We start from the raw sequence: 25,391 nt of genomic DNA, 5'->3' as shown, positions 1-25,391 counted from the left end.
CAAATAAAAAGGATGAAGAGAATGTCTTACACGATCACGATTCCGGAACCGCTCCCTTCAGATGGCTATCGCCAGCTTTCCCCACGCGAATTGGCTAAACGAGCTGCTGCGATGGATTGCATACACAAGCAGGAGGCTGGCCATTGCCAAGGGCAAGTGTATGCCACCGTATTCTTCGATGGAACCGGCAACAACCAAGACTGGACAGAGCCCAAGACCAGCGGTACACAGAAGGATCGGAACAAACACAGCAATGTCGCTCGGCTTTTTAACGCCGCAATTCCGGATGCAAAGTCAGGATTATTTCCGTGGTACATCACTGGTGTCGGCACGCCAATGTCGGACATCGGAGACAACAACCAGAGCGGGAATACGCTCGGCTTGGGTGCTGGTTACATGGGAGCTGACCGTATTAACTGGGGCATCACGCGAATCCTGAATTCAATACATGCGTATGCCACGGATGGCCATGTGCTAATCACCGATGATGCGGCCAAACAGCTCGTTAACTCCATCAGTTCCAGCTCGAATTCCGATTCAGGAGGGATGATGGGCGGAACTCTCACCGCCTCCATCACTGTCGGTTTAGGGGCAAAGTTAGGTCAGACGCTGGCGAACATGGCTATGGAAAAGCAACGCCGTATCGCGGCCCTACGCAAATGGGAAGACAAGCTCGAAGTGGCCCTGAAGAATAGCCAGCGCAAAGTTACCTCCGTCAACCTCGCAGTTTTCGGATTTTCGCGCGGCGCAGCAGAAGCTCGCGCATTTTCGAACTGGCTGGGTGAATTGCTTAAGCAGAACGACGGCGGCTATAACACACTGGCAGGCGTACCGATACGTCTGTATTTCATGGGGCTGTTCGACACCGTCGCATCCGTGGGTGTCCCCAACATGATACTTGGTGTAAATGGCCATATGGCATGGGCGAGTGGAACGCAATCTATCCCGTCGTTTATCGAGCAGTGCGTCCATCTCGTTGCGTTGCACGAACAACGTGCATGCTTTCCTCTTGAAATGGCCTCCAATGTTCGTCAAGTGGCGTACCCCGGCATGCACTCGGATATCGGCGGCGGATACCTGCCGACTGAACAGGGAAAGACCGGACAACTGTCACAGATTCCGTTGAACGACATGTACTACGAAGCAGTTAAGGCGGGTGTCCCGCTCTTGTCTCGCGATGAGATCAATAGCCGCCCCGCGCAGAAATCAGCCTTTGAAATTTCCGCTGATTTGCTTGCCGCTTATAAAGGCTACTGGAGCGATAACCATATCGTTACGAGTGCGTCTGGCCAGAGTGGTGTGCTGGATATGATTCATCAGCATACGCGCCAGTATCTGCAGTGGCGCAAGGCATTGCCGACACAGCTAGATCTTAAAAATCGCGATTACTATACGGCCGCAATACAAGATGACAGGTTGCAATTGAAAGAGGCGCAGGACGATCTGGCGGAACAGGTAAGCGCAATTCGCACAAGTCTGCAATCTCCACTGAAGACCGTAGGAACCGAAGCGATGCTTGGTTTGCTCTCACCTGTTAAAGCGGAAAAGTACGCTTGGGAGCATCGCCCGACAAGTGACGAAACCCGCGAATTGTTTTCGGCCGTCACCGATAATGCCGATGTCCCAAGAGGAGTGCATACGCTGTTCAATCATTACTTGCACGACTCGCGTGCGGGATTCCGGCTTCCGACAAGTATGGAACCACAGGACATTACAGGCGGGTACCTGCGCTACCGGAACGTGTATCAAAACAGCCAGGAGCAGACTGTTGCGTCGTCAACACAGGGAACTACAGCACCCGGAGATGCTCAGTTTGCGCAAGACGCGTTGGTGGGCACTGGGGAAGAGGCCACTGCGTAAGCAGCGCTTCATGGCATTCAAAATGCGTTCGATTTTCAGATCGCTACGATTCATTGAAGAGATGAATCATGGAGGACAAGTGCGAATATTTCCTGTAGTGGCAACGGCGGGCTTGTGCACCATATTGTCGGCGTGTGGTGCGTGGCAATCGGTGTCGGATGGCACAGCGAGTGCTTATAACGCAGTGTTCCACAAGACCGTCAAGACGCTCAACGTCGACCTGAGCGCGCGATCATCGTTGAACAGTATTTCGGGCACGCAACCGTTCTCGGTCGCCGTGCGTATCTATCAGATCAAGGATCGCAAGGGATTTGATGCCGCGTCGTACGACGATCTGCTCAACGACGATCGTACGGTGCTTGGCGCAGATCTCCAGGATATGGTCAGCGTGGTCGTGTCTCCAGGTGGGGCGGTGAACGTCACGCAACCGATGAAAGGCGATACGCAATATGTTGCCGTAGTCGCGTTTTTCCGCGACGCCACGGGCAGCACGACCTGGCGTCGTGTGATTGCGAAGAAAAAGCTCTCGGCCGACGATCCGCTCAAGCTCGAACTCGTTGGCAACGATCTTGTGGCCGAAGGCGACACACAAAAGACGCGGCCGGCACAGTGAAAATCGCGCGCCTGTTCACTACACCTGATGCGTGGCCGCGCGTACAGGCGACGGCCGCGAATCCTCCGGCAGCGGCTGTCACGACGCAACCGGCTGAGTGTATGCGGCGCGTAGGTCTGCATTTCCCCGACATCTAGCCACGGCTTGATCGTTTGTGTCTCGATCGGGCTGCGCGACGCCTGGCCGAGGAGCTCGTCGGCGGCGACATCGTGGTCCGCGACGACGGGATCCGGGTTACTTCGTTGTATCCGCAATCACGTGTACACGCGGCGCCGCATCTCACCGTACAGGATTGACTGCGACGGCATCGACGGTTAGCGGGTCAACGAACCCTGCCAGTCCGAGGGGACGAGCGCCGACCACCACCGTCAGATACACAAGATCTTGCCCCGTTTGCACGAAGTTACGACCGCGGGAACAGTCAAGCGAGTCACCGACCACGTTACGCAATTCGACTGTGGTCCGCTCGGGCTCGAGGCGTTGCTGGAACTGTTCGAACTTCAACTCTAATGCTCCGCATACCACTCATTTCACCGTCCGAAGGCGGCCACGTGATGGCTCGAACATTTCTTGCGGGAGGTTCGCTTCCTTAAAGCGAGCGTGTCGCACCCGTGGAAACCGCTGATTGAAAGAAATAATACGTAATTCGTAATTAACGCATCAATTCGAATCTTCTTGTGCATCGTCAAACCGTTTTTTTAGGCATATGTTTAACTAGTAAAAAATTAACGATTTCGGAATGATCTGCATGGCGCTTATTTCTGTTGCATCAATGCGGAGCGAAACCCGCGGGGCACTTGTTGAAGGTCAGGAGATTAATTGCGCAACTCCGAGGAGCGCAATTGGCAGCTCACCAAGGGGAGCGGGTTATTCCAAGTCCTGTGGGCTGCAGCTCGTCCTGACGGAAAATTGTGGCGGTCGAGCAGTGGTACGTTCCTGCTTTGTGTGGCTATTGTTGGTTTTCGACAGAACTGAGCAAATTCCGTTGGTTACAAGAATCACGTCGAGGGCGAGCAACTCATAGACGTATGGATTCGTGATTTTCGTGACGTGATTTTATTGAATTCCGTTTTGTGGCTGGGATTATTACGGCCATTTTTTTGTTCTGGTTAATTCGAGGGGAATGATATGAGTAATACCGTAAATATTGCAAACGTCACAACTGATTATGCTAACATCCGTAATGATATCAGTACCCAGTCATGGAGAGCATTGGTTACGGATGTCATGGCCATAGTTAGTAACGCCAACCCATGAAAATCAGGTATATGCGCTACAGCGCCATTCTTCAACGCAATTCGCAGCCGTGCATGCGGTCGGCAAAAGTGCTCACCGTTCTTGCCTGCGCCCTGGGCGCGACCACCGCGCGGGCAGACACGGCATCAGCACCGGCCTATGTGCCTGCGCAGAACATTTCATGCAGCTACGCCCTGTCTCCTGACGACCAGGCATCTGCGGAAGCTGCCGTGAAACACGCCACGCGTCCGGACGCGGCCGTGCGGATATGGCTCGACGAACGCGGAGGCGTCAGCGATGCGGTCGTGGAGCAGTCATCAGGCAGTCCGGCGTTCGACGAACTTGCTGTTCAGGCCGCGCGGCGAGCACAGTGCCGCGCGTTCAGCGGTGCGGACGGCAAGCCCGTCGCCATCCAGACCAACTTCGTTTTCAACTTGCCACTGCGCAACGCCGATGCCGCTCGTGCTGGTCAGGGTGCGGTGGCGCCTGCGGGCAATCTCGCGGGATCGATCACAAACCCTTCACGAGTGTCGTCACCGGCAGGTATGACCAGTCCGCCGCTGCTGGCGACAGCGCTTCCGTTTGAATTCGGCAAGCCACCCGATGCCGCGGCGCTGGCCAGCAAGTTGGGCATCGCGCCCGGCTCGTCCAAGGCAGAGCTGCTGGCAGACTGGGCAAGGAAGCTCATGGCTGATGCCGACATCCGGAAGTACTTCTTGTCTGCGAGCGACCCCGCTACGGCCGGTCCGGTTGCCCTCACGCATGCACTGGGTGTCATGGACGCTCTCGCGAGAATTTCGCCGGAAGACCGGGAACAACTGATGGGCATGCAGACGCGCGCCCTGGACAACGCGCCATCCGATTGCGGGGGGAGCAAGGATCTGCGAATCATTTCGGCGCGTTATCTCTCGCTGGAAACGGAGAGCGACGACGCACTTCGGGCCCAGTTGCAGGCGATGTTCGATGTACTCAAGCAATCGACACAGACGACCGCGCCCGCAACGGTCACGGCGGGGCAGCAGTTGCAGGGACAACTCGCATTCTCGGCTTCCGTTGCGCACGCATTGAAAGGCGATCCTTCCGAAGCGGAAGACCTCGGCCTGTTGATGAATGGCGGCGCAACGGATCTTGATCCGGCAGCGTGGTGCGGGGCCATGCGATTTTACCTGCATGCCTTTGAAGCAACGCCCCAGCCGTCGCGCGACTGGATGGTTCTGGGCGGCCTCGAGAAGCAGAGCCGTGTGGCTGCCGCGTTCATGACAGCGCTCAGGAGATTTGCTCCACCTGCGCCAGCGACACAGCAACAGGGGGGCCCGGCACCAGAGGTTTTCGACTACGCGGAACGGGTGCGGCGACGCGTGCGCCCGAACATTATCTGGAGCGGGACGGTGGGCCATCTGGAAACGGTGCTGGCTGTACATTGCGCCTCATCCGGCAACCTCGAGTCCGTAGCGGTTGTTCGCTCGAGCGGCAACAGAACCTGGGACGGGGCAGCGCTCGAGGCGGTCAGGCGCTCAGATCCGATGCCGCTGGATGAAAACGGCAGGGCTCCCGCGTCGTTCACGATAACGTTGAGGCCGGGTCTCTGACGTGTCTGACTACCGGAATCCATAGCAAGAGTAACCCGGCTTGTTTGCAATGAAACCATACACCAGCGTCGCAATTGCTGCCGCCACCCTCGCCGTGGTCGGTGTTACCCCTTTTGCCGCCTGTGCACAGAATGTCGCGCCCGGATGCCAGTTAAAAAAGGACGCCCAGTTTCCGTTGATCGAACGCAGCAACCGCTTTCTGGTGGAAGCGGAAATCAATGGTGTCCGCAAGCTCTTCATGATTGACTCCGGTGCACAGAAGTCAGCGCTAGCGCCCGATGCCGCCGAAGCGCTGAGCCTGCCCGAAGACCGCACAGGTGCACAAAAGGTCAACGGTGTGGGCGACCCCATGGCGTCAGGATATCCGCGCGTCGTGCGATCGATCCGGTTTGGCCCTGCCGAATGAACGAATCTGCGGCTTCCGGTAACGGGAACAAGCACGTTTGCCCGCTTCGCCGAACCGGATCTCGTTGGCATTCTTGGCGCCGATATTCTCTCGCGCTACGACGTCGAGCTCGACTTCCCCGCGCACTCAATGTCGCTCTACACGGTCCAGAACTGTCCTGGCCGCTTCGTGCCATGGAGCGGAGACTTCCAGTCCTATTCGCCGGACTACACGCCACGCCACCTGTATCTGATGGACATACGGCTCAACGGCTATCCCGTACGTGCGGTGCTCGACACAGGCGCTTCGCAATCGCTTCTTGGGAGCGAGGCTGCCCTGCGGAGCGGCGTCGCTGACCAGGTCCTCACTCAGGACCCGAAAACGTCCGGCCAGGGCATCGCGGGAACCTCGTTTGCGGTATACAGGCACCGGTTCGATACACTTCAGATCGGCACGCGGGTGTTCAGGAACGTTCGCGTCGAGATTGGCGATACAGGTTTCTCCCGGGGCGTCGGAATCGGCGCCTTGCTCAGCGACGGTTGCCGACCTGATTACAACCTATGCACGACAGCCCCACGCGACGAGAGATAGCTACGCCGACGCCATCGCCAGGATGCGCTGGGCCATACGCACGTTTGCAAAGTCCACGAGCTTGCCGTCGAGGGATACCGCCGCGAGCCCGGCGGACTGCGCGGCTTCGAGCGCCTCGATCGTGCGGCGCGCCTCGTGCACTTCGGGCGGCGTGGGGCTGAAAGCCTCGCACGTCGGCACGATCTGGTCGGGGTGGATGACCTGCTTGCCGTCGTAGCCCATCGCCGCCGCCTTGAGTGCCCAGGCGCGCGTGAGCACGGGATCGCGAAACGCACCGCACGGTCCGTCGATGGCGCGCAGCCCGAACGCGCGCGCGGCCACCAGCAGGCGCATCATCGGGTAGGTCCAGAGGTCGAGCGCGGTCGTCGCATAGTTGCCCGCGTCGTTCCTGAGCGTGAGCGCATAGCCGGGATGCGTGCCGCCGATATCGACGTTGCGCGCGCCAATTGAAGCGGAGAAGTCGCCCACGCCGAAGTGCAGCGCAACGAGACGCGTGCTCGAAGCGGCGATATCGTCGACGTGGACGATCCCGCGCGCCGTCTCGATCAGCGCTTCGATCGCGATGGGTCTGAACGCTGACGGTCGCGCGCGCAGCAGGCGGTCGATTTCGTGCACCGTCACGATGCTTTCGACCTTCGGCACGAGCAGCGCGTCGAGTCGTGCCGACTCGCGTACGAGCGTCGCCACCTCCTGTTCGGCCACGCCGTCCGCGCGCGTATTGATGCGTACGGATACCCATTTCGTGCCCCAGTCCAGTTCATTGAGCGCCTGCACGGCGCAGGACAGGGCTTCGTCCTTCTTGTCGAGCGGTACCGCGTCTTCGAGATCGATGAAAACCGCGTCCGCGGCGCTCGCCGCCGCGGATTGCAGCATCTTGAGCCGATGCCCGGGCACCGCGAGCACGGTGCGTGTGACACGCGGGGCGCTCATGCTTCGCTCCGCTGCGTGGTTACACGCTGGGCGGCGAGTTCCGCGAGAATCGCCTCGGTATGCTGGCCCACGGCGGGCACCGGTCCCATGACGGGCTCTACGCCCGCAATCGTCACGGGGGGCACGAACATGTCCATCGCGCCGCGCTCCGTCTCCACGCAGCGGTAACGTTGGCGCTCCACGAGCTGCGGATGATCGAGCAGCGCTTCGACATCGTTCATCTTGCCGTTGGCGATCGCGGCGCGGTCAAGGCGCGCGAGGACTTCGTCGCTCGTCCACGCGGCGAAGCGTTCGGTGATGGCGCGCTCCAGTGCGTCGCGGTTGGCAAGGCGCGATGAATTCGTCACGTAGCGCGCATCGGTGGCGATTGCCGCATCGCCGAGCACCACCGAGCAGAAGCTCTGCCACTCGCGTTCATTCTGGATACCGAAGAAAACCGTCTTGCCGTCTCCCGTCGCGAACGGTCCGTATGGCGCGATCGTCGCGTGGCGCGCGCCGCTGCGCGGCACCGGCTCGCCGCGGCCGCGCGTGTAGTAGGCAGGGTAGCTCATCCACTCGGTCATGGCGTCGAAGAGCGACACCTCGAAGGCCATGCCGCGTCCCGTGCGCGCGCGTTGGTGCAGGCCCATGAGGATGCCGTTGAGCGTGTACATGCCGGTGGCGATGTCGGCGATCGCGAGGCCGCATTTGGACGGCGTTTCGGGCGTTCCGTTGATCGACAGAAAGCCGGTTTCGCATTGCACGAGCAGGTCGTAGGCTTTTTTGTCGCTGTACGGTCCACCGCTGCCGTAGCCCGAGATGTCACATGCCACGAGGCGCGGAAAGCGGGCGACGAGCGACTTCGCGTCGAGTCCCTGGCGCTTCGCGGCGCCTGGCGCGAGGTTCTGGATGAACACGTCGGCGCGCGCGAGCAGGAACTCCAGCGTGTCCTGGCCCTGCTCGTCCTTGATGTCGAGCGCGAGGCTCTCCTTCGAGCGGTTGGTCCAGACGAACTGGCTGGAGAGGCCGTCCATGGCCGTGTCGTAGCCGCGCGCGAAATCCCCCGTGCCGGGGCGTTCGATCTTGATGACGCGCGCGCCCCAGTCGGCCAGATGGCGGCTGGCGAGCGGCGCGGCGATGGCCTGCTCGATTGAGACGACGGTGATGTCTGCGAGCGGAAGTGCGGAATTTTGCATGACGTCGGGAGTTCCTTACTGGCTTGTTTGCGGCACCGCTGCGCGCGAAGGCGCGCGCGAGTGCCGCGCGAATCGGGTTACGGCCGGGTTACGGCACCATCCAGCCGAGCAGCGGCGTGGACTGCGCCCACACGAGCAGGCTGAGCGCGGCGATCATCAGCACGGTCCAGCCCGCGACGCGCCGGAACAGCAGGCCTTCGCGGCCGATCATGCCCACCGCGACCGCGCCGACGGCGAGGTTCTGCGGAGAGATCGCCTTGCCCACCACGCCGCCCGACGTGTTGGCGGCCGTAAGCAGGATGTCCGAGAGGCCGGTATGGTGCGCGGTGGTGAGCTGCAGCATGCCGAAAAGCGCGTTGGCCGAGGTATCGGAACCGGTGAGCGCAGTGGCGAACCACCCAAGCACCGGCGAGACAGGTGCGAACGCGGTGCCCGCGCGCGCGGCCCAGATGCCGAGTGTCACGATCTGACCAGAGAGATTCATGATGTACGCGACGCCCACCACGCAGCAGACGGTGAACACGGCCCAGCGCAGCTCGTGCAGGTTTTTCACATAGGTGCGCGCGGCCGTGCGGGCGTCGAGCTTGAGGAGCGGCACGGAGAGCACACCGGCGATCAGCACGATCGAGCCCGCTGAAAGCAGCCATTCGAACTTGGCAGTGACGGCCGAGACCGGCGCCCCCTTCGGATCGACGACATGCAGGCCCGGCCACGCGAACGTCGAGGTCAAGGCGCCCATCGCGTGCGCGATGAAACCGATCTGCGTCGCGGCGACGACGAGGATCACGGCTGCATAGGGTGCGAGCGCACGCAGGATTTCGGCGCGGGAATCGCGCGGGGTACCGGCGAACGCTGCACGCGCCGGGACGCCTTGCTGCGGATTGCGCTCGAACGCTGCGCCGCCGCCCGTCATCGGCATGGCAACGGCAGCAGCCTGGAGACCCGTGCCGTGGCCACCGTTGCCGGTAGCCAGTGCGCTGCGCGCGCCACCCTGGGCGAGCGTGCCGTGCTGCGCGTTCAGGTCGGCGCGCAGCACGGCGGGCGACCATGCGCGAAGGAATGCGATCGATGCGCCCGCGCAGATCAGCGCGGCGACGATGTCGACGAGCTCGACGGGCAGCAGCATCGACCCGGCGAACTGCGCGGACGCAAATGCGAACCCTGCGACGGCGGCAAGCGGCCAGACTTCCTTGAGGCCGCGGCGGCCGTCGAGGATGAACACGAGCATGAGCGGAATGAACAGCGAGAGCAGCGGCGCCTGACGCCCGACCATCACGCTGATGTCGTGCACCGGCAGGCGCGTGATCTTGGCGAGCACGGTAATGGGCAGGCCGAGCGCGCCGAACGCCACCGGGCTCGTGTCGGCGATCAGGCAGACGGTGGCCGCCTTGATCGGCTCGACGCCGAGCGAGATCAGCAGCACGGCGCAAATCGCGACGGGCGCGCCGCCACCTGCGAGCGCTTCGAGCAGCGCGCCGAAGCAGAAGGCGATCAGCACGGCCTGCACGCGTTGATCGGGACTCACGTGGGCGAGCGTCCGGCGCAGGACGTCGGCGTGTCCGCTCTCCTGCGTGAGCTTGAACAGCCAGATCGCGTTGATGCCGATCCAGATGATGGGGAAGAAGCCAATGGCCGCGCCTTCGAGCGCGCCGCTCACGACCTGGCCGCCCGGCATGCCGTAGGCGAACACGGCGACGATCATCGAGACCACAAGCGAGGCGAGCGCGGCCCAGCGCGCGGGCAGGCGCAGCACGCCGAGCAGCACGAACAAGGTCAGCAGGGGGAGCGCCGCGAACGCGGCGGAAGCCACGATGGAATGAGCGACGGGGTCGAATATTTGCGTGTACATGCGTCTCCTTCGAACGTCTCGCGGACGTTTTCTATCGATTCGGAGGAGACAGGGTAGCCGTGCGGGCGCGCGGTGTGAAATACCGATTGCGGCTAGTGGGTATAGGCCGCGCCTATATCGACGTCCCCCGGCGCTTGCCACGCGGCTGGGCGGGCTCGCCTGGAGGGCGCAGCACGCCGGCCCATACGCCGCCTTCCACCAGCTCGGCGACGAGCTGCTCGACGACCTTCTGGATCGCGAGCGAGGCAGAGCTCGTGGGCAGCGCGTTGGGTACGCACAGCGCGACCGCACGCACGATTTCAGGTTCGACGAGGCGGTGGATCAGATGCTGGTCGGCGGTGCGCCCGAAAGCGTCGGAAGAGACGATGGTGACGCCGCCGCCGTGGCGCGCGATGGCCAGCATGGTCGGCAGCGAATCGATGTCGGCGACGACTTCAGGCTCGATACCGGCGCGCGCGAATGCCCGCTCGATCAGCAGCCGCAGGCCGTTCGCCGCGCTGGGCAGCACGAGTGGCGTGCCCGCGAGGCGGCGCAGCGGGACGTCCTCGCCCGCGCCGATGCCCTCGATTTCGCCGAAAACGTACAGGCTTTCCTCGAAAAGCGGGTGCACGGCAATGCCGCGGGTTTCCGCCTCGCGAAAGAGAATTGCCATGTCGAGGCGTCCGTTGGCCAGCAGCTCGGCGAGGTAGCCGCTCATGCCCTCGACGACGTGCAGCCGGATGCCGGGATACTGGCTGCGCACGTACTCGTAGAGCGGCAGCGCGAACACGACGGCAACGCTGGTCGGCAGGCCAATCGCGACCTGGCCCGATTCGGTGCCTTTCACCTGCACGGCGAGCGGAATCTGCTCCATCTGGCGCAAGATGTCGCGCGCGCGTAGATAGAGCGCGCGGCCGGCTTCAGTGGGCTGGACGCCCTGGTGGCTGCGCAGGAGCAACTGGCTCTTGAGTTCGCTTTCGAGACTGGCGACCTGCTGGCTCAGCGAGGGCTGCGCGACGCACAGCCGTTCGGCGGCTTTGGAGAGGCTGCCGCTGTCGACGATAGCGACGAAGTACTTGAGTTGGCGGATATCCATAGGCGTAGCTTATCGCACGCCGCTCGATGCGATCGCTCGCGGCTCGATCCCTTACAGGAAAGACGCTGCCTCGGACTCAGCTCTGCAGCGCCAATGCACGGGATGTCATGTAGATGCCCGAGCATGTGTATGAGCTGGCGCAAGTGGCCAGCGCCATGTCACGCCGGCTCCCTCACGGGTGCTTGCCGGTGGCGGCGTTCATGGCCGCCTGCTGGCCGGGCATGAGCCGCGCCCAGCTGCAGGACCGGGCGCGGCGCCTCGCCCTGCGCGCCACGCTGCGGGGCCGCCCGGAGCCGGGACCCGACTTCAATGGTCGTCCCCCGGCAGCAAGGGCGAGCGCGCAATCAGGTTTTTTGAGCGACCCCATTCCACGGCTTCCTTCAGGATTTCGACTTCCATCGTCTTCTTCCCGAGTAGTCGTTGCAGTTCCTTGATTTCCTTGATGGCTGCGGCGAGCTCTGATGCCGGCACGACAGTCTCGCCCGCTTTCACTGCTGCCAGGCTGCCTTCCTGATATTGCTTGCGCCAGCCAAACACCTGGTTGGCGTTAACGCCGTGTCGACGTGCCACCGCCGACACCGATGCTCCGGCCTCCAGCGTTTCCTGCGCGATGGCGATTTTTTCCTGCGCCGTGCGCCGCCGACGGCGCTCCGGTTCACTCAGTATTTCGATGGGTTCCACGTTAGGCACAAGACTATTCCTTATTTTAAGAGAGTCCTCGTGTCCTCAGATACGTTGGGCTGCTCTAAATTGTCTGCTGTTGTCCGAATCTGAAACTCAGAGAGCCCGTTTCCCGCTAGCTTAAATCGCCTGGTTGGCGCGGCAGCGTCAGTCGGAAGGACGAGCCATAAAGCGCCGCTCATCCGTGGAACGAGTCACAACGAAGCCATGCCGCTCGTAGAACCGTCCACGGACATTCCGAAAGGCGGTCCTTTAGGTCTTTTGCCTTCGACGTTTCCGGCATTTGCGATTCAGGTGAGCGCAGAACGAGACCGTAAACGCCAGGCATACGCGCATACGAAAAGGTTAATTGCCAGCCAGAGCACAGGAAAGTGGTTGCCGCGTCCCGAAACTGTGTTCTCCTGATGGTGCATTGTCATCTGAAGGAGGGTGCAGCCGAACGCTCCAACAAACAGAGGGAACGCAATACGCCGTAGTTTGAACAGTGCGATCGCACCACCCAGCTCCAATGCCAACGTCACCCCGAGGAGCGTCCAGGCCAGCGTCGTCATCGACTCGACGGCCATCCGTGCTTTCGCAGAAAACGGCGCCGAGTGCCAAACGAGGAGAAGTCCGCCGATGGCAGGGACAATAGTCACCAGATAGTAAAGAAAGACGACCCATACAAGAATTGGCCGCTTCGGTTTTTTTGTATTCATGCTTGTCTCGGAAGATTGGTCGCTTCGACTGTCCTCTCGGCGGCGATACGTGTCCCATCTCGCATCGAAGAATGCTGGGTTAAGTGCTCGCCGGACCTCTTTCTTCTCATCGAGGCTACCAACTTTTGTCGACGATGCACGGTGCGTTGCCGAACGTCTGGTTGTGGCCGACTTTACTCGTTCACGGAAGCCGCTCGAAAGCTGTCGTTGGGGACCTCAACGGCAGTTCTGTGTCAACGCCGATTGAATTCCGCACCCCCGAAGTATCAGTTTCCTTTTGCGGCGACACGCCCCGAGACAGCAATACTGAAAAAATCGTCTACGCATCATCGGATCGCGTTTCGATCGTACCGTGGTGAGCCTTGGCATTTCAGGCCAGCTCAGAAAGGCCGCACGGAAATGCAGGACACGAAACGTCGTTCACGACGAAGTCGAAGTTTCCCCGACCATCGAATGACGGCAGGCGGGGCTGCCGCAATGACACCCGTACATTTTCCGGACGTCTGCGGTGACATCGCCATCGACTACCAAGCTGTAATCGACGAAGAGTTCATTGCCCGGGCTGATGGCGGCGAGCGTCTAGATAAAAACCCGGTCGCCGTCTTCGATTGCCTCGCAGTTCGGTGTGCATGCATGATTGAGGAAGCGCGCGCTGTTGCCGCCGCGGCTGCCGTCAATCACGCGGCCGTCGGAGAGGCCGAAAACAAAGGTGTGCCTGTTGCCGGACTGCTGACGGGCGGCGGCGCGGCGCCAGCAGGTGACTTCCCCCTGTACTCGATGAGCCGCTCGCCAGCGGCGACGGGCTGAAGCGCAACCAGTCCTTTGCCATGTACAGAGGAGCGTCGTGCTGTGATCCGGCGCAGTCGCGTGGTGCGATTTTCCTTTCGGCAGAGGATTCCGGTTTTTGCTAGTCCCTGAGGGTGAAAACATACCGGTGCGGCCGGTGGCCTTCAATGCGGCTCATCTTATTGCGCGCCGGTGGGGCTCAATTGCGAGAGCCTGCGTCCTGCTCTCAGCCGAAGCAGGTCTTCAGGGCAGTTCTGGTCCGTTCCCGCGTTCATGTGACAAGGCGGCCCTGACCCGGATCTCCCGATGATGTTGCTTCGCACGGCTCGCGAGCTGCGCGATCCCCGAACATGGACGGGCGCGGACTGGTGGCGCGTCGCCAAAAGGTGAGCCCATCCATGAACAAGCCGGGCGTGCGTCACACAGGTGCGCCGCGCGTTGACACGGACCGTCGTCCCTTAAGGGCTTCGCGAATCAAGGTCTCGGGCCCGCTGTTTGCTTCCACTCCGGCTACCGGGCGCGCCTGCGCGTACCGATTCCGCGCCCAGGCGCGCGTTGCCGTCGACCAGTTCCTGGGGCCCGTTGTGGCCGTGACAGACGAGAGCAACCCGGAAAGCAGAGGGAACGGTTGGTCAGCCTATGCGGGCCAGGAAACAAGGTGCAGATCAAGCAGAGGATTTGCACCGTGAAGTGACGTGGCCCGTCGCGGGGAAGGCGACGCGGGTCATGCGAGCGCAGGAAGAGGTGCTTTCCTTGAACAGGACCAGCAAACCACGCGGGCGTGCCTTGCAATTCGTTGCATCGCACCCCGGCCGATTCGTGTTCCTCGTGTGCAAGGCGTTTCGCAGCAACCAGGGGCTCCTGCTTGCTGGCGCGATCGCCTACTATGCGCTGCTCTCGATCATACCGTTACTGATCCTTGTGGCGATCGCGTTCAGTCACTTCGTCGGGGAGCGGTTGCTGCTCGACACGCTCGCTCATCTGCTCCAATGGCTGGTACCCGGGCAATCCGGAGCGATTGTGGGTGAGCTTGCAAACTTTCTGGCGCATCGATCGGTGATCGGCTGGTATCTCGTTGTCACGATGATCTTTTTCAGCTCGCTCGCGTTTACGGTGCTCGAGAATGCACTGTCAATCATCTTCGTACACCGGGTCGCGATCCGGCGCAGACACTTCCTGCTGTCGGCGATCCTGCCTTATTTGTTCAGCCTGTCTCTTGGCGTTGGTGTGCTGCTGGTGACGTTTGTGTCCAGCAGTCTCCACGCTGTTGCGAGCGAGCATGTCGAACTTTTCGGCCTTGTGCTCTCGCTGACCGGCGCGACTCGCGTCCTGCTCTACCTGTGCGGCTTCGCAGGTGAAATTCTCGTATTGACAGCGATCTATCTGGTGATACCGGCAGGGCGAACGACGTTGCGCCACGCACTCCTCGGCGCCGTCGCCGCCGGCGTGCTGTGGGAGATCACGCGGCGCGCGCTGGTCTGGTATTTTGCGACCCTCTCCCAGGTAAGCGTCGTCTACGGGTCGCTGACGACAGCGATCGTTGTGCTTTTCAGTCTCGAAGCGCTGGCCACACTCATGCTTTTCGGCGCGCAGCTCATCGCGGAGTACGAGCGCCTAGACAAGGTCGACGGCGATTCTGGCCGGAACCGGTCGTGACGGGGTGCGCTCGGACGCCATCGGGTACGCCACACGGATCCACGGAGGTCGAGCCAGGTCTGCAGAGGGTGCAGCATCCCCAGGCGGGCGGGTAACGCAGTTAGACTCGCACGGAGCATGCTGGAAGTCAGGTAATTCGTTCGGGGGGGCCGGCAGATAGTCCCGATGGCCGCGGCAAGGCCACCCTCGGATCATGGGGGGCGGCAGGGGAGAGCGTGTGCCTCAGCGCGAACGGCAAAGTGCACGGCTCCTGTGGTCCGACTGGGGCGCGCCCGCGCGGCGGATATGCTCAGGTGCTGCGTTAGTATCAGGCGTGTGCGACGGCGCGACGTTACGAAGCGGTTTTCGCGGACGAAGGCAAATCCTGCCCGAATTACGCAGCACGGCGGTTCAAAAAAGCCATTGCAGGTGAGCAGGATGCCGTTTTCGATGCGTGTCGTCGGGCGGCACGAGCGGTATCGCGCGGCGGCCACCGATACGGACGGAAAGAGGGGCGATGGGGCCGGGTGGGGAGTGCGGCGATGGGCTTCACGTATCCGCGTGAAGGTGAGGCGCGCTTGTGCTCAGGAGAGCAGCGCGAGCGTCGTTTCCAGAACGGTGCGCTTGAACTTCTTCGGATTGCGGGGGAGTGTGGAGAACGCCAGCATCAGGTGGCTGTAGCCGACAGTCTTGCTCACGCCGTTGAGCAGCACAAAAAACAGCACGTCCGCGTCCTTGACCTTGAGCGCACCTTGATTCGCGGCATCGTCGAGTAGCGGCACCAGCACGTCGTAGTAGGGGCGCACCAGGCGCTCGGCGAGTAGGTCGAGTCGTGCGCCTGCCTCCGTCGCGGCGGTCGAAAAGAACAGGCCTATATCGGGCTCTTCGAACACCTTGTCGATATAGATCTCCATTGCGCGGTCTACGCGCGCCTTGGCATCCAGTTCCGAGTTACGCAGCGCTGCAGTTGCCGCGATCATGGGTTGGGCATGCTCGGCAATCTGCTCGACCATGGCCTCCCAGAGCGACTCCTTCGAACCGAAGTGATGCGCGAGCAAGGCCGGGTCGACGCCCGATTCGCGCGCTATCTCGCGCACGCTGGTGGCGTCGTAGCCGCGCGTGCCGAAGGTCATGCGCGCGTTGCGCAGCAGTACATCCCGCCCGACTGACGCTTCCTGCGCCGGGCGCCCGCGGCCGCGCCGAACGGTCCTGGTTGTTGGCGATGTAGTGGCCTTCTCTTTCATGCTGAGCCGCGTTCCCGTTTTCGATGGACGTGAGTGTAACCGAGTGTGGGCGCGCATCTCGCGCGCGTTCTGCCGGCGCCGCGCGACGTGTGATCGTTTGACACGGGCCGTGGCGGGGGGTTACCATGGGTTTTTATTCATTGCGTGTTGAATTAAGAATGACGAATCCGGTTCGCATCGTAATCGTGGGCGGCGGCATCGCCGGCATCCTGTTGGCGACGAAGCTGGGGGACACGTTCGGACGCGCCGGCGACGCGCGGATCACACTGATCGACAAAAGCCCGACGCATATCTGGAAGCCGATGCTACATACGATCGCGGCCGGTACGCGCGATGTCCAGCAACAGCAGGTGATCTTTCTCGCGCACGCGAGCGAACACGCGTACGCCTACGAGCCCGGCGAGATGCTTGGCCTCGACCGGGCGCGCCGCCGCGTGCAGCTGGGCGCGCTCACGACGCCCGACGGCGGCATGGTGCTGGAGCCGCGAGAAGTCGAATACGACGTGCTGGTGCTTGCACTCGGCAGTCGTGCGAACGATTTCGGCGTGCCGGGTGTCGCGGACCACTGCTATTTCATCGACAGCCAGAAGCAGGCCGTGACCTTCAACGAAGCGCTGCGGGCGCGCGCGTTCCGCAGCGTCGCGCGCGACGAGGCACTGCGCGTGGCGATCGTCGGTGGCGGGGCGACCGGTGTGGAACTGGCGGCGGAATTGAGCCGCCTGCTCGAAGTCGCGAGCGCCTATGGCGATGCGTCGGTGCGCGAGCGTCTGCAACTCACGCTGCTCGAAAGCGGCCCGCGCATTCTCGGTGCGTTTCCGCCGAATATTTCCGCGTCGAGCCAGCAGCAACTTGAAAAGATCGGCTTCAGCGTGAAGACCGGTACGCGCGTGACCGAGGCGACCACTGGCGGTTTCGTCTACGACGGCGGCACGGTGGCCGAAGCCGACCTGATGGTTTGGGCCGCAGGCGTGAAGGCCGAGGACTTCCTCAGTGGCCTGGGCGGCCTTAAGACCAACCGCGCGAACCAGATCGTGGTGAGCCCAACCTTGCAATCGACGGAGGACGATCATGTCTTTGCACTCGGCGACTGTTCCAGCCTCACGCCAGCCGGCGCCGAACGCGCGCTGGCGCCGACTGCGCAGGTTGCCACGCAGCAGGCCGAGCATCTTGCCCGGCATCTGCCGGGCTGGCTCGCGGGCAAGCCGATGCCTGCGTTCGCGTTTCATGACTTCGGCTCGCTTGTGTCGCTGAGCGACTACGACGCGTTCGGCACGTTGGGGCGCTTCGGCTTTTTCCGGGGCGGCTTCATTCGCGGCCGCCTCGCGCAATTGAGCCACGCGATGCTGTACCGCCGACATCAGCAGGCCCTGCACGGGTTGCGCAAGGCGACGCTGCTATGGACCGCCGAGCGCATCAACGGCTGGGTGCAGCCGAAGATCCGCCTCGCCTGATTCACGCGTGCCCCGCGGCGCGTTTCCGTCAGATCGTTCGTTTAACTAATCGTCGCCCGCATTCAGCCCGGGCACATCGTCGAGCGGCCGTAGCGCGCATGCCATAGTCCCGGCTCCTGTTCGTGTGCGGCTACGCGTTGCGGCACGGTATCGCGCAGAAATTCCACGAGCGTCCTGATCTTGGCGTCGAGGTACTGGCGCGATGCATAGAGCGCGTAAATGTTGATCGGCTTCACTCGTCGGCGGCGGAATTGTCAAAGGCATCTGCGGTGCTGCAGCAACGCCGCAGATGCCTCAGATGTTAAGAATGGGCAACACACCGCGCCTGTGACACCCCCGGCTATAATCAGGTGTCTGGCGCCGGACGCATCAGATGCCGCACTTGGCGACGTCTGAAACAACGCCATAGATCGAAGTTTTGATTTGCGAGGCGGCAATATGGGCAGGCCGACAGGCTTGCCGAGCGGACGCGCAACTCGTTTTCGATTGTTCTGACTATCGACACTTCCATCTCACCGTGGCACTAGCGAGGCTGAATCACATCACGCCGCGTCCATATAGCGAGGTTCTTCAGCGTACGCCGCCATGACGACGCCCCCAGACGGTGCCGGCACGTTACCCGCATCGCCTGGGCTGCATCGGGTGAGGCGCCAGCGCTCAGTTCCCGAAGTAGATATTGCAGTGACTTGCGGGGCCGACGCACGACGATGGTGCGAGTTTCGGCGAATCCGAACGGCTACCGGCGGCGGAGGTACCGTTGACCGTCGTGCCACCAACGGCGCTAACGGCCATCTGCTGGCCGGCTTGCGCAGCGACCTTCGCTTCGGCAGCCTGAATTTGCGCGGGGTACGTCGCCTCGTCACCGTCGCCGACGTGATAGCCAGCCTCCTCAAGACGGGTCAATTCCGCGCGCACCTGCTCGCGGGTGACGGGCGCAGTGCTCTGAGCGAAGCTCGCTAGCGGACCGGCCACTGCACCGACGGCGAGCACGATGCATGCAAAGGTTTTCATGATAGAACTCCTTGGAGCGGTTGAACGGGAACATCGAGCTACGCAATGAGGACGCCGCTTCCCGCCAGAATGGCCAAAATCACGCGCCTAAGTTTCATTTGCCCTCAATTCAAGTTATAGCGCGGCACTCGTAATCGGAATGCAAGAAGAGGGAGATAAGAATTATTGCGCGTCGAATTGCGTCATCCTTGTTTCTCATTATGTCGCATTATTTCGTCCCATAATCACATAAATTGTGATTGGATTGAATATTTTATGTTCGATATTAAATGCTCATGTGCGTCGAAATAAATGTTCGGTGCCGTTTTTTGTTATTTGACACGATCATTTCGTGAGAGTGCGGCGGACACGCCCCGTGCAGATCGACTCGTCACGCACTGCGAGCGCCGAATACTGCGATTGATGAGTCGTGCCCGGCCTGCGCGGCTGCTGTGCAGGTGAGCAAAATTTCCAACGTAGATCCCGAACTTTTGTCAGGTATCCAATAGAACACTTGTCTATCGACTTGGCGGCGGACCGCTAGCAAAATGGAGCGTACGGCCGAGAATGATTCCGGGAGGCCTCCTGTGGCGTTCTATACTCGAACACGAGGTGATGCTGACACGCGCGAAAAGCCCGGGGCCAGTACCTCAACGCGCGCGAGTAAATTGGCTTCAAAAATCGTGCGCCACAAAATCGCTGAATTGCTGAAACCCTTTAGGGGACCCGTTGCGACCCTCAATACCGGCCAAGCTCTCCTCGTCAAACGTGAATTACTGAAATCGCTGTCCCGCCGCGCGGTATATTGGATGGCGTTACCGTTGCTCGGGAGTTCGCTCTGGCTCGAATTTGGATCGTGGATCAAAACGCCGGATAACTATCGCTGGTTTCGTTTCATCTGGGTCTTCGGCCTGTGGGGAGTAGCAGCTCCCCTGGCAATATACTTGTTCAAAAAGACAATCGCACTTCCAGTGCAAGCCGACGTCAACGCTGTGGATCGAATGCATTGGGCGTGGGCTGCATTGATCACGTCGACATCGCTGTGGTGGGGGGTGGGTAGCTTTGGGTTAATCCCGCCCACGTGGCCGAATGGCCACGGCTATTACTATGGATTGGGTAGATATAACATTTTAGAGCTGACGTTGATTAGCCATGTATTTACTTTGCTGCTGCTCGCACCCAGTCTTCGCGCGACGTTAGGTTCGCTTCTGCTCAGCGCCATCCCATTTACTCTTGGCATGGCAGGAATTCTATTTACTTATCGTCCGGTCATGCTTTACTGGCTCACAATTCAATTAATCGGATATTTCTTCATCGCGTGGTTTATCTGTGAAGATCAGAAGCATGCATGCGTAAAAGAGCTTATCCTCGTCGAGGCCCGATCGCAGGCCGAAGCGGCAGCAGCGGAGAAAAACCAGTTTGTCGCCGCGATCAGCCACGACTTGCGCCAACCGCTCACCACCCTCGGTTTGAAGTTGAACTACATCGAACGGCATATCGAACCAACCCATCTGGCTGGAGACCTCTCGGTTGCGCAAAGGCAGGTGGATGCGATGGAAGGAATGATTAATGGCACGCTGGATATCTGCCGCCTCGAATCGGGTACCTAGAATGTAGAAATTCAGGAGGTCGCGCTCGGCCCCCTCCTGCACGGCATCGTTACGGATATGCAGCCACTGGCCCGTGCGAAGGGGCTGGAGTTACGACTCCATAGCCGGCCCTATCTGATCCGTACGGATAGACATGCGCTGGACCGGATTGTCCGGAATATGGTGTCCAATGCGATCCGTTACACGCCCACCGAACGGGGAAAAAAGAAAGGGCATGTTCTGGTGAGTTGCCAAAGGCGGGGCAACTTCGTCAGGGTAAGCGTTTGGGACAACGGAATTGGTATCCCTGAAGACAGACAGCAGGATATCTTCAGAAGCTACGTGCAGGTCGACAATCCCGAGCGCGACCGTGAGAAGGGGTTCGGTCTGGGTCTGTCGATTGTGCAGGGTCTCGCGAACCTTCTGGGTCACAAACTGGACGTGGACTCGGCGCCGGGGCTGGGGTCGCGTTTTACGGTTACGGTCCCATTCCTGCAACGCATACCGCAAGAAGTGACCGAAGTTCAAACAGGTGAAAACGGCGACCCGGACCTGACCGATATGGTGGTGGCGATCATCGAGGACAATAGCGATCTGAGAGTCGAAATATCGATGCGCTTGATCGAGCATGGATGCTATGTCGTGATGGGCGAATCGTCCAGTGATGTCATCGAACAGTTGCGCGTTGGAGCTCTGGCAAAAGGTCCGCACTTCATCCTCTCCGACTACCGGCTGAAAGGCGAGGACGGAATTGCTGCGATTGCGGCGCTCCGTGCCGCTACCGACGCTTCGATCCCCGCGATCCTGTGGTCAGGGGACACCTCGTCAGCAGTGCTCAAAAAGGTAGCCGCCAGTGGCATCAAGCTTTTGTCGAAACCGGTTTCCGAACAGGCCTTATTGACCCTGCTTGCAAAGCACAAGCCAAAAACATCGACCGAAAGCGGATGAACGTAATTGAAGGGAAAACAGAGTCTGGCGGAGCAGAGATCTTTATGACAGTCCCTTATCTGCTGCCCCACTTCCAAGGGTCAGTTCGGCGTTGACTTTAAGCGCCGCTTCGACGCGGTTCCTGACTTGAATTTTGTCGTAAATTACACAGGAAACCTGCCTGACATGTCCCTCAGTGACATTAAGCTCTTTTGCGATCTGCTTTCCTGAGAAGCCGCGTGCAATGCAGCGCGCCACATCCCACTCTCGCGGAGAAAGTCCGAGATGATGCTGATTCTGGCTGGCCGAAGGCGCCTGCGTCGAGCAGGCAAAGCGCATCAAGACCTCTTCCGGAATCCAGAGTTCCCCTCCCAAGATCCGGCTCAGTCCGACGAACATTTTTTTGTGCGCACCTCCTTTCAACAGAATTCCCCGGGCGGCGTAGTCGCGCATGCACATTCGCAAAATCTCGATTTCATGATCGTTTCCGGGAGCGAGCCCCGTGCAAATGATCACGGGAACATGGGCTGGATTCCCAGCCTGGAAATGTTCAAGTGTAATGGCGCCATGGTTCTCCCCATCCAGATTGAGGTCCAGGAATACCAGGTCCGGGGGTGGCGTCTTGTTTACCTCTTCCAGCGCACTGGCAAGCGTGAATACGGGCTTGATTTCGATTGGGGTCGCGCTCAACTCCGACGCGTGTGCTTCGACATATTCGGAAAGCGCAACACAAAGAATCTCGTGGTCGTCGACCCATAAAATTTTCACGGTCGTTTCTCCTCACGATAACTCAGAGAAAAACAATCGATCGCGCACTCTGTTTGTGCGCAGCATCGATTAATAGCCTACCGGACGCTTGGCTGTGTTCGCGGCGCGCGCGATGAGGCTCGAATAAACGTCGCCTTACAGGCTGGCGCGCCCTCATGCGGCGCTGCACATAGAACAGAATACATCACGAACGCTAGCTGCGCCGCACGACCTCAAATGTTCAACGAGGGGTGCCAACGGCAAATCCGAACGGGAAAATTCCGCTTGGCAATCGGTTGTTGTCGTGGAGAAGACGCTGCATCGGCTTGAGGGTCGCTTCCCGATGCACGCTCTAGAGCAGCCAATCGACAGACGCGTTATCGGGACGTTCGCAGGTCCGCTTCAATCGGTTAAGGAACGTAGCGTCCACCGCTTCAATCCGCATGTACGCCAAGTCGATTGAATGTTCTGGTTCACACGCATCCCAGGCCGCTTTCGCTTTGGAAAGCGCGAGGCTTTATAAAGAGCTCGTCGAACAGCATCGGCAGAGCGCACGCACTGAAGAGCAACTCCGCACGGCGCTAGCTGATCTGGCACGTGTTAAGGGTGACCGTATCCAGTTGCAGCAGGTCGCAATCAACCTGCTGTTGAACGGCGCCGAATCCATGATGGCACTCGAGACGGATCGTCGCCTCTGGCTCGCTTGCGCCGTAGAGGAATTCGTGATCCGCGTGACCGTAGAGGATCTCGGCAGCGGAATCGCGCCGGAGATTGCCGATCGGCTTGTAGAGCCGCTCTTTACGACGAAGGAAAATGGCATGGGCATGGGCCTTTCCATCTGCAAGTCGATCGTGGACGCGCACAACGGAACATTGGAACTCAGCGCGCGCCCCGAAGGGGGAACGCGGGCCACCGTCGTGCTTCCACGCCTTTGCAATTGAAGCGACCAGACTGTATTTTCGGAGAAAAGCGCGTGGAGCTGCACGCGCTTCTACATACCGGACGAATTTGACGCCGGATAACGACTGGTTGACGACGTCGATATGCTCTGGAGTGCATGTGAGGTTGCGCTTTGGGCTCGGGTGGCGCGCCGCTCCTGTTACGTCCACTCGCGTTATGCGACCGGTGGCGTCCTCGTCCCCGCAGCGTAGTACCGCGCTCGTGGAGGAACCCGCTTTACAATGCTCACGGTCGATGAGATCAGGGCTTTGCGTCGGCAGCGGCCGGGGGGCGCCGAAGCGGCTCTTCGACGGTTTAGGGAAGCGGGCGTTGTAGCTCGCCGCAAAGAAGGGCGCCCAGGCATTCGCTCGGCCAGCGTGCTGATGCAGCGGCCGCAACTCCGTCACCCACGATTGTCGGAATTGCCTCGACCAGCGTGTGAAGTTGAGTGACGTCGTTGCGGTCGGCGCCGGCCAGAATCACCGCGAGCGGGATGCCCTGCGCTTCGGTGATGAAATGGTGCTTTGAACCAGGTCGCGCGCGGTCTGTGGGATTCGGTCCTGTTTTTGACCTGAGCCCACAGCGCGGATTGAAGAGGAATCGACGATGACGCGAGACCAAGTCGATTTGGTCGGCTGCGCGCAATCGCGCAAGCAGCGCTCGTGCAACCGCGCCCAGACGCCAGCGGCTTGCCGGTCACGTAGGCTGCGCCAGCAACTCATGCCGCTGCCGCAACCCATCTCGCGAGGTAGTAGGTCCCAACGCAGGCCTGTTTGCAAGACGAAGAGAATGCCAGTGAGCACCGCACGATTGTCGAGCGGCTTGCGCCACGGAGCGCGTTCGTCGTAGTTTGGGAGGGGGCAGCAACGGTTCGATGAGTGCCCGCAGTTCGTCGTCGAGTATCGGCTTGGCCATGTCCTTCTCGTCGTCGAAACAATGAAAAGGTTAGCAGCATTCATCGAGGGTTAACAGTCCCTTCGTTCATTTTGTTAAGGGTTCTAACTGCCACATCGTTGAAACCGGTAATGAATCGTGGCGCTTCAGTAACCGCGAAGCGGCCCGCGGCATGCCACGGGATGTGCTAGCCTCGGTCACCGGGCTGGCGCAAAAGTGGCGCACTAGCAAGCAAGATGCACCGAAGAACAAGGGCTTACGTCGCAAGACGTAGGCCCTTTTCCTTTTGCAGCGCCGTTCGTTGCGCTCGCAACCTCACTGGCTGCGCCTTCCTCGCCCATCGTTCGCGCGCCGCCGCGTGCCGCACTTGGGGCGTCACCCTGCGGCGCTCAGCGAAAGGCCGGTGGAATAGCCCGGATATGCCACGTGTTCTCGTAATGCATCGATGCCCTAGACTTCGATGTCCCAACTCCATGCGAGGACAGAATGCCAAATGTAGACGATCGTCTCCAGTCGATTCTCACGTCGTGGGCGCGCAAGGTGCGTGCAAGACAAGCTGAAGAGGACATGCTGCAACAAGGAACGGTCTGGGCTAACCAGCGTCACCGGGCCAACACACAGGACCCGCGCGTGCAGTCCTATCCGCTGGACGGATTGTCGGCCGGCAACCTGGCAAGAAAGCGGGGCGCGCTCGCACCCTTGCGCCCGCGGGAACGCGAGTTCTACCGAAACTTCCCTCTCCTGCCGTTCTATGCGGTTCATTTCACGAACAATGAACTCAGGGACGCTCAGACCGGTAAGGTATCGATCTTTTCGCGCAGAAGATTGCTGCACAATCATCCGGAGATCGTCTTCGCCGAACAAAACACAAGCGGAGCCGATATTATTACGGCTGGCAACGATGACTACGTCTTCTTCTCACTGGAGTGCGGAAGACAATCGCAAAAACAGTACAGCCGATTCGGTTCAAAAGCGTATCGATTCGATCTGAATCAAGGTGCGTTTAAATACGCGTGGGCCAGTCTCAATGACATGGTGGACCCCAAACATTCAGCCACCCTGGTCAACACATTCCGCAGTCTGACGGACGACGACCGGATCCGCCTGAAGAATATGACTCGTCTTACCAACAACCCGGTCAATATTTTCAAAGGTAAGCATATTCTGGACGGGATTGCATTGAGCATTATTGGGATATCGCGCCTCCTGAGCAATAACGCAGCAGAAGAGCTTCTTGCCGCGCGACAGCCGCACGAAGTCGATCGCGTCATGAATATGCTGTTTCGTCCAGAAATTAAAGTGGCGCGTTATTTCTTCGCCGATAATTACGAGTACAGCGATAAAAAGCCGCAAGCGCCGAAGCGGTAAATAAAATCCTTACGATGAAAGGCGTAAGGATTTTTCCGTTTCGGCGCTCTTTCTTTCGGACCGGTGACCTTTCCCCTCTGAAGTATCCCACTGTAAAGTTAGCGGCAAGAATCAGCGGCTTAAGCAGCTGGTGGTGTCA

The 25,391-nt window shown here is 60.3% G+C and carries 20 protein-coding genes and 4 pseudogenes; 11 read left to right on the top strand and 13 right to left on the bottom strand.

Features of this window, described 5'->3' with window-relative positions:
• The first annotated feature begins 21 nt into the window (after positions 1 to 21).
• Positions 22 to 1,860, top strand: coding sequence for a DUF2235 domain-containing protein (locus U5768_RS03070; RefSeq protein WP_322028894.1), 1,839 nt, complete (start codon positions 22 to 24; stop codon positions 1,858 to 1,860).
• A 10-nt stretch (positions 1,861 to 1,870) separates the two neighbouring features.
• Entirely contained in the window at positions 1,871 to 2,473 is a 603-nt protein-coding gene (gene tssJ / locus U5768_RS03065) for a type VI secretion system lipoprotein TssJ (protein ID WP_415913832.1), read from the top strand.
• Positions 2,474 to 2,752: 279 nt separating this feature from the next.
• On the opposite strand, the gene U5768_RS03060 is transcribed toward tssJ, so the two are convergent.
• Positions 2,753 to 2,977, bottom strand: a complete 225-nt coding sequence (locus U5768_RS03060) for a hypothetical protein (protein WP_322028893.1) — start codon at positions 2,975 to 2,977, stop codon at positions 2,753 to 2,755.
• Positions 2,978 to 3,726: 749 nt separating this feature from the next.
• Between U5768_RS03060 and U5768_RS03055 the strand changes: the two genes are divergently transcribed.
• The 3 genes from U5768_RS03055 to U5768_RS03045 all read left to right on the top strand — a co-directional run bounded on the left by U5768_RS03055 (position 3,727) and on the right by U5768_RS03045 (position 6,274).
• A complete protein-coding gene (locus tag U5768_RS03055; RefSeq protein WP_322028892.1) occupies positions 3,727 to 5,298 on the top strand; it encodes a TonB family protein in 1,572 nt (523 codons plus the stop codon).
• A 49-nt stretch (positions 5,299 to 5,347) separates the two neighbouring features.
• Complete coding sequence (locus U5768_RS03050) at positions 5,348 to 5,704, top strand: retropepsin-like aspartic protease (protein ID WP_322028891.1); 357 nt, start codon at positions 5,348 to 5,350, stop codon at positions 5,702 to 5,704.
• Between the two features lie 129 nt (positions 5,705 to 5,833).
• Positions 5,834 to 6,274, top strand: a complete 441-nt coding sequence (locus U5768_RS03045) for a retropepsin-like aspartic protease (RefSeq protein WP_322028890.1) — start codon at positions 5,834 to 5,836, stop codon at positions 6,272 to 6,274.
• Here the strand turns inward: U5768_RS03045 and U5768_RS03040 are convergent, their stop codons facing one another.
• The 7 genes and pseudogenes from U5768_RS03040 to U5768_RS03010 all read right to left on the bottom strand — a co-directional run bounded on the left by U5768_RS03040 (position 6,275) and on the right by U5768_RS03010 (position 13,545).
• Positions 6,275 to 7,204, bottom strand: coding sequence for a CoA ester lyase (locus tag U5768_RS03040; protein WP_322028889.1), 930 nt, complete (start codon positions 7,202 to 7,204; stop codon positions 6,275 to 6,277).
• Positions 7,201 to 8,379 carry a CaiB/BaiF CoA-transferase family protein gene (locus U5768_RS03035; RefSeq protein ID WP_322028888.1) on the bottom strand — a complete coding sequence of 393 codons (1,179 nt, stop codon included), beginning with the start codon at positions 8,377 to 8,379 and terminating at the stop codon, positions 7,201 to 7,203. Before U5768_RS03035 ends, U5768_RS03040 begins: the two co-directional genes overlap by 4 nt.
• 88 nt (positions 8,380 to 8,467) lie before the next feature.
• Positions 8,468 to 10,228, bottom strand: a complete 1,761-nt coding sequence (locus U5768_RS03030; RefSeq protein WP_322028887.1) for an L-lactate permease — start codon at positions 10,226 to 10,228, stop codon at positions 8,468 to 8,470.
• Positions 10,229 to 10,340: 112 nt separating this feature from the next.
• On the bottom strand, positions 10,341 to 11,303 hold the full coding sequence (locus U5768_RS03025; RefSeq protein WP_322028886.1) for a LysR substrate-binding domain-containing protein: 963 nt from the start codon (positions 11,301 to 11,303) through the stop codon (positions 10,341 to 10,343).
• Between the two features lie 301 nt (positions 11,304 to 11,604).
• A pseudogene (locus U5768_RS03020) lies at positions 11,605 to 11,975 on the bottom strand (transposase); the annotation flags it as partial.
• A gap of 299 nt (positions 11,976 to 12,274) precedes the next feature.
• On the bottom strand, positions 12,275 to 12,682 hold the full coding sequence (locus tag U5768_RS03015; protein WP_322028885.1) for a hypothetical protein: 408 nt from the start codon (positions 12,680 to 12,682) through the stop codon (positions 12,275 to 12,277).
• Positions 12,683 to 13,102: 420 nt separating this feature from the next.
• Positions 13,103 to 13,545 (bottom strand): annotated as a pseudogene (locus U5768_RS03010) (SET domain-containing protein).
• Positions 13,546 to 14,194: 649 nt separating this feature from the next.
• Here U5768_RS03010 and U5768_RS03005 point away from each other — a divergent pair.
• Complete coding sequence (locus U5768_RS03005; RefSeq protein ID WP_322028884.1) at positions 14,195 to 15,124, top strand: YihY/virulence factor BrkB family protein; 930 nt, start codon at positions 14,195 to 14,197, stop codon at positions 15,122 to 15,124.
• 563 nt (positions 15,125 to 15,687) lie between these two features.
• Here the strand turns inward: U5768_RS03005 and U5768_RS03000 are convergent.
• Positions 15,688 to 16,347, bottom strand: coding sequence for a helix-turn-helix domain-containing protein (locus U5768_RS03000; RefSeq protein WP_322028883.1), 660 nt, complete (start codon positions 16,345 to 16,347; stop codon positions 15,688 to 15,690).
• Between the two features lie 158 nt (positions 16,348 to 16,505).
• Between U5768_RS03000 and U5768_RS02995 the strand changes: the two genes are divergently transcribed.
• Positions 16,506 to 17,798, top strand: a complete 1,293-nt coding sequence (locus tag U5768_RS02995; protein WP_322028882.1) for an NAD(P)/FAD-dependent oxidoreductase — start codon at positions 16,506 to 16,508, stop codon at positions 17,796 to 17,798.
• Between the two features lie 62 nt (positions 17,799 to 17,860).
• Here U5768_RS02995 and U5768_RS02990 read toward each other — a convergent pair whose 3' ends face one another.
• Both U5768_RS02990 and U5768_RS02985 read right to left on the bottom strand, forming a co-directional pair.
• On the bottom strand, positions 17,861 to 18,034 hold the full coding sequence (locus U5768_RS02990; RefSeq protein ID WP_322029004.1) for a hypothetical protein: 174 nt from the start codon (positions 18,032 to 18,034) through the stop codon (positions 17,861 to 17,863).
• Between the two features lie 421 nt (positions 18,035 to 18,455).
• Positions 18,456 to 18,809, bottom strand: coding sequence for a DUF4148 domain-containing protein (locus U5768_RS02985; protein ID WP_322028881.1), 354 nt, complete (start codon positions 18,807 to 18,809; stop codon positions 18,456 to 18,458).
• Positions 18,810 to 19,375: 566 nt separating this feature from the next.
• Here U5768_RS02985 and U5768_RS02980 point away from each other — a divergent pair.
• On the top strand, positions 19,376 to 20,398 hold the full coding sequence (locus U5768_RS02980) for a sensor histidine kinase (RefSeq protein WP_322028880.1): 1,023 nt from the start codon (positions 19,376 to 19,378) through the stop codon (positions 20,396 to 20,398).
• Positions 20,399 to 20,455: 57 nt separating this feature from the next.
• A complete protein-coding gene (locus U5768_RS02975; protein WP_322028879.1) occupies positions 20,456 to 21,325 on the top strand; it encodes a hybrid sensor histidine kinase/response regulator in 870 nt (289 codons plus the stop codon).
• Between the two features lie 42 nt (positions 21,326 to 21,367).
• On the opposite strand, the gene U5768_RS02970 is transcribed toward U5768_RS02975, so the two are convergent.
• Positions 21,368 to 22,072, bottom strand: coding sequence for a response regulator transcription factor (locus tag U5768_RS02970; protein ID WP_322028878.1), 705 nt, complete (start codon positions 22,070 to 22,072; stop codon positions 21,368 to 21,370).
• A 458-nt stretch (positions 22,073 to 22,530) separates the two neighbouring features.
• On the opposite strand from U5768_RS02970, the pseudogene U5768_RS02965 reads away from it, so the two are divergent.
• Positions 22,531 to 22,992: pseudogene (locus tag U5768_RS02965) on the top strand (ATP-binding protein); the annotation flags it as partial.
• Between the two features lie 403 nt (positions 22,993 to 23,395).
• On the opposite strand, the pseudogene U5768_RS02960 reads toward U5768_RS02965, so the two are convergent.
• A pseudogene (locus tag U5768_RS02960) lies at positions 23,396 to 23,905 on the bottom strand (IS5 family transposase); the annotation flags it as partial.
• Positions 23,906 to 24,370: 465 nt separating this feature from the next.
• Between U5768_RS02960 and U5768_RS02955 the strand changes: the two are divergent.
• Positions 24,371 to 25,252, top strand: coding sequence for a hypothetical protein (locus U5768_RS02955; protein ID WP_322028877.1), 882 nt, complete (start codon positions 24,371 to 24,373; stop codon positions 25,250 to 25,252).
• The last annotated feature ends 139 nt before the right edge of the window (positions 25,253 to 25,391 follow it).

The sequence above is a fragment of the Paraburkholderia sp. J76 genome, from assembly GCF_905220295.1.
Classification (GTDB): domain Bacteria; phylum Pseudomonadota; class Gammaproteobacteria; order Burkholderiales; family Burkholderiaceae; genus Paraburkholderia.
The sequence above is the reverse complement of the archived record's forward strand: the minus strand, read 5'-3'. Positions and strand labels throughout refer to the sequence as shown.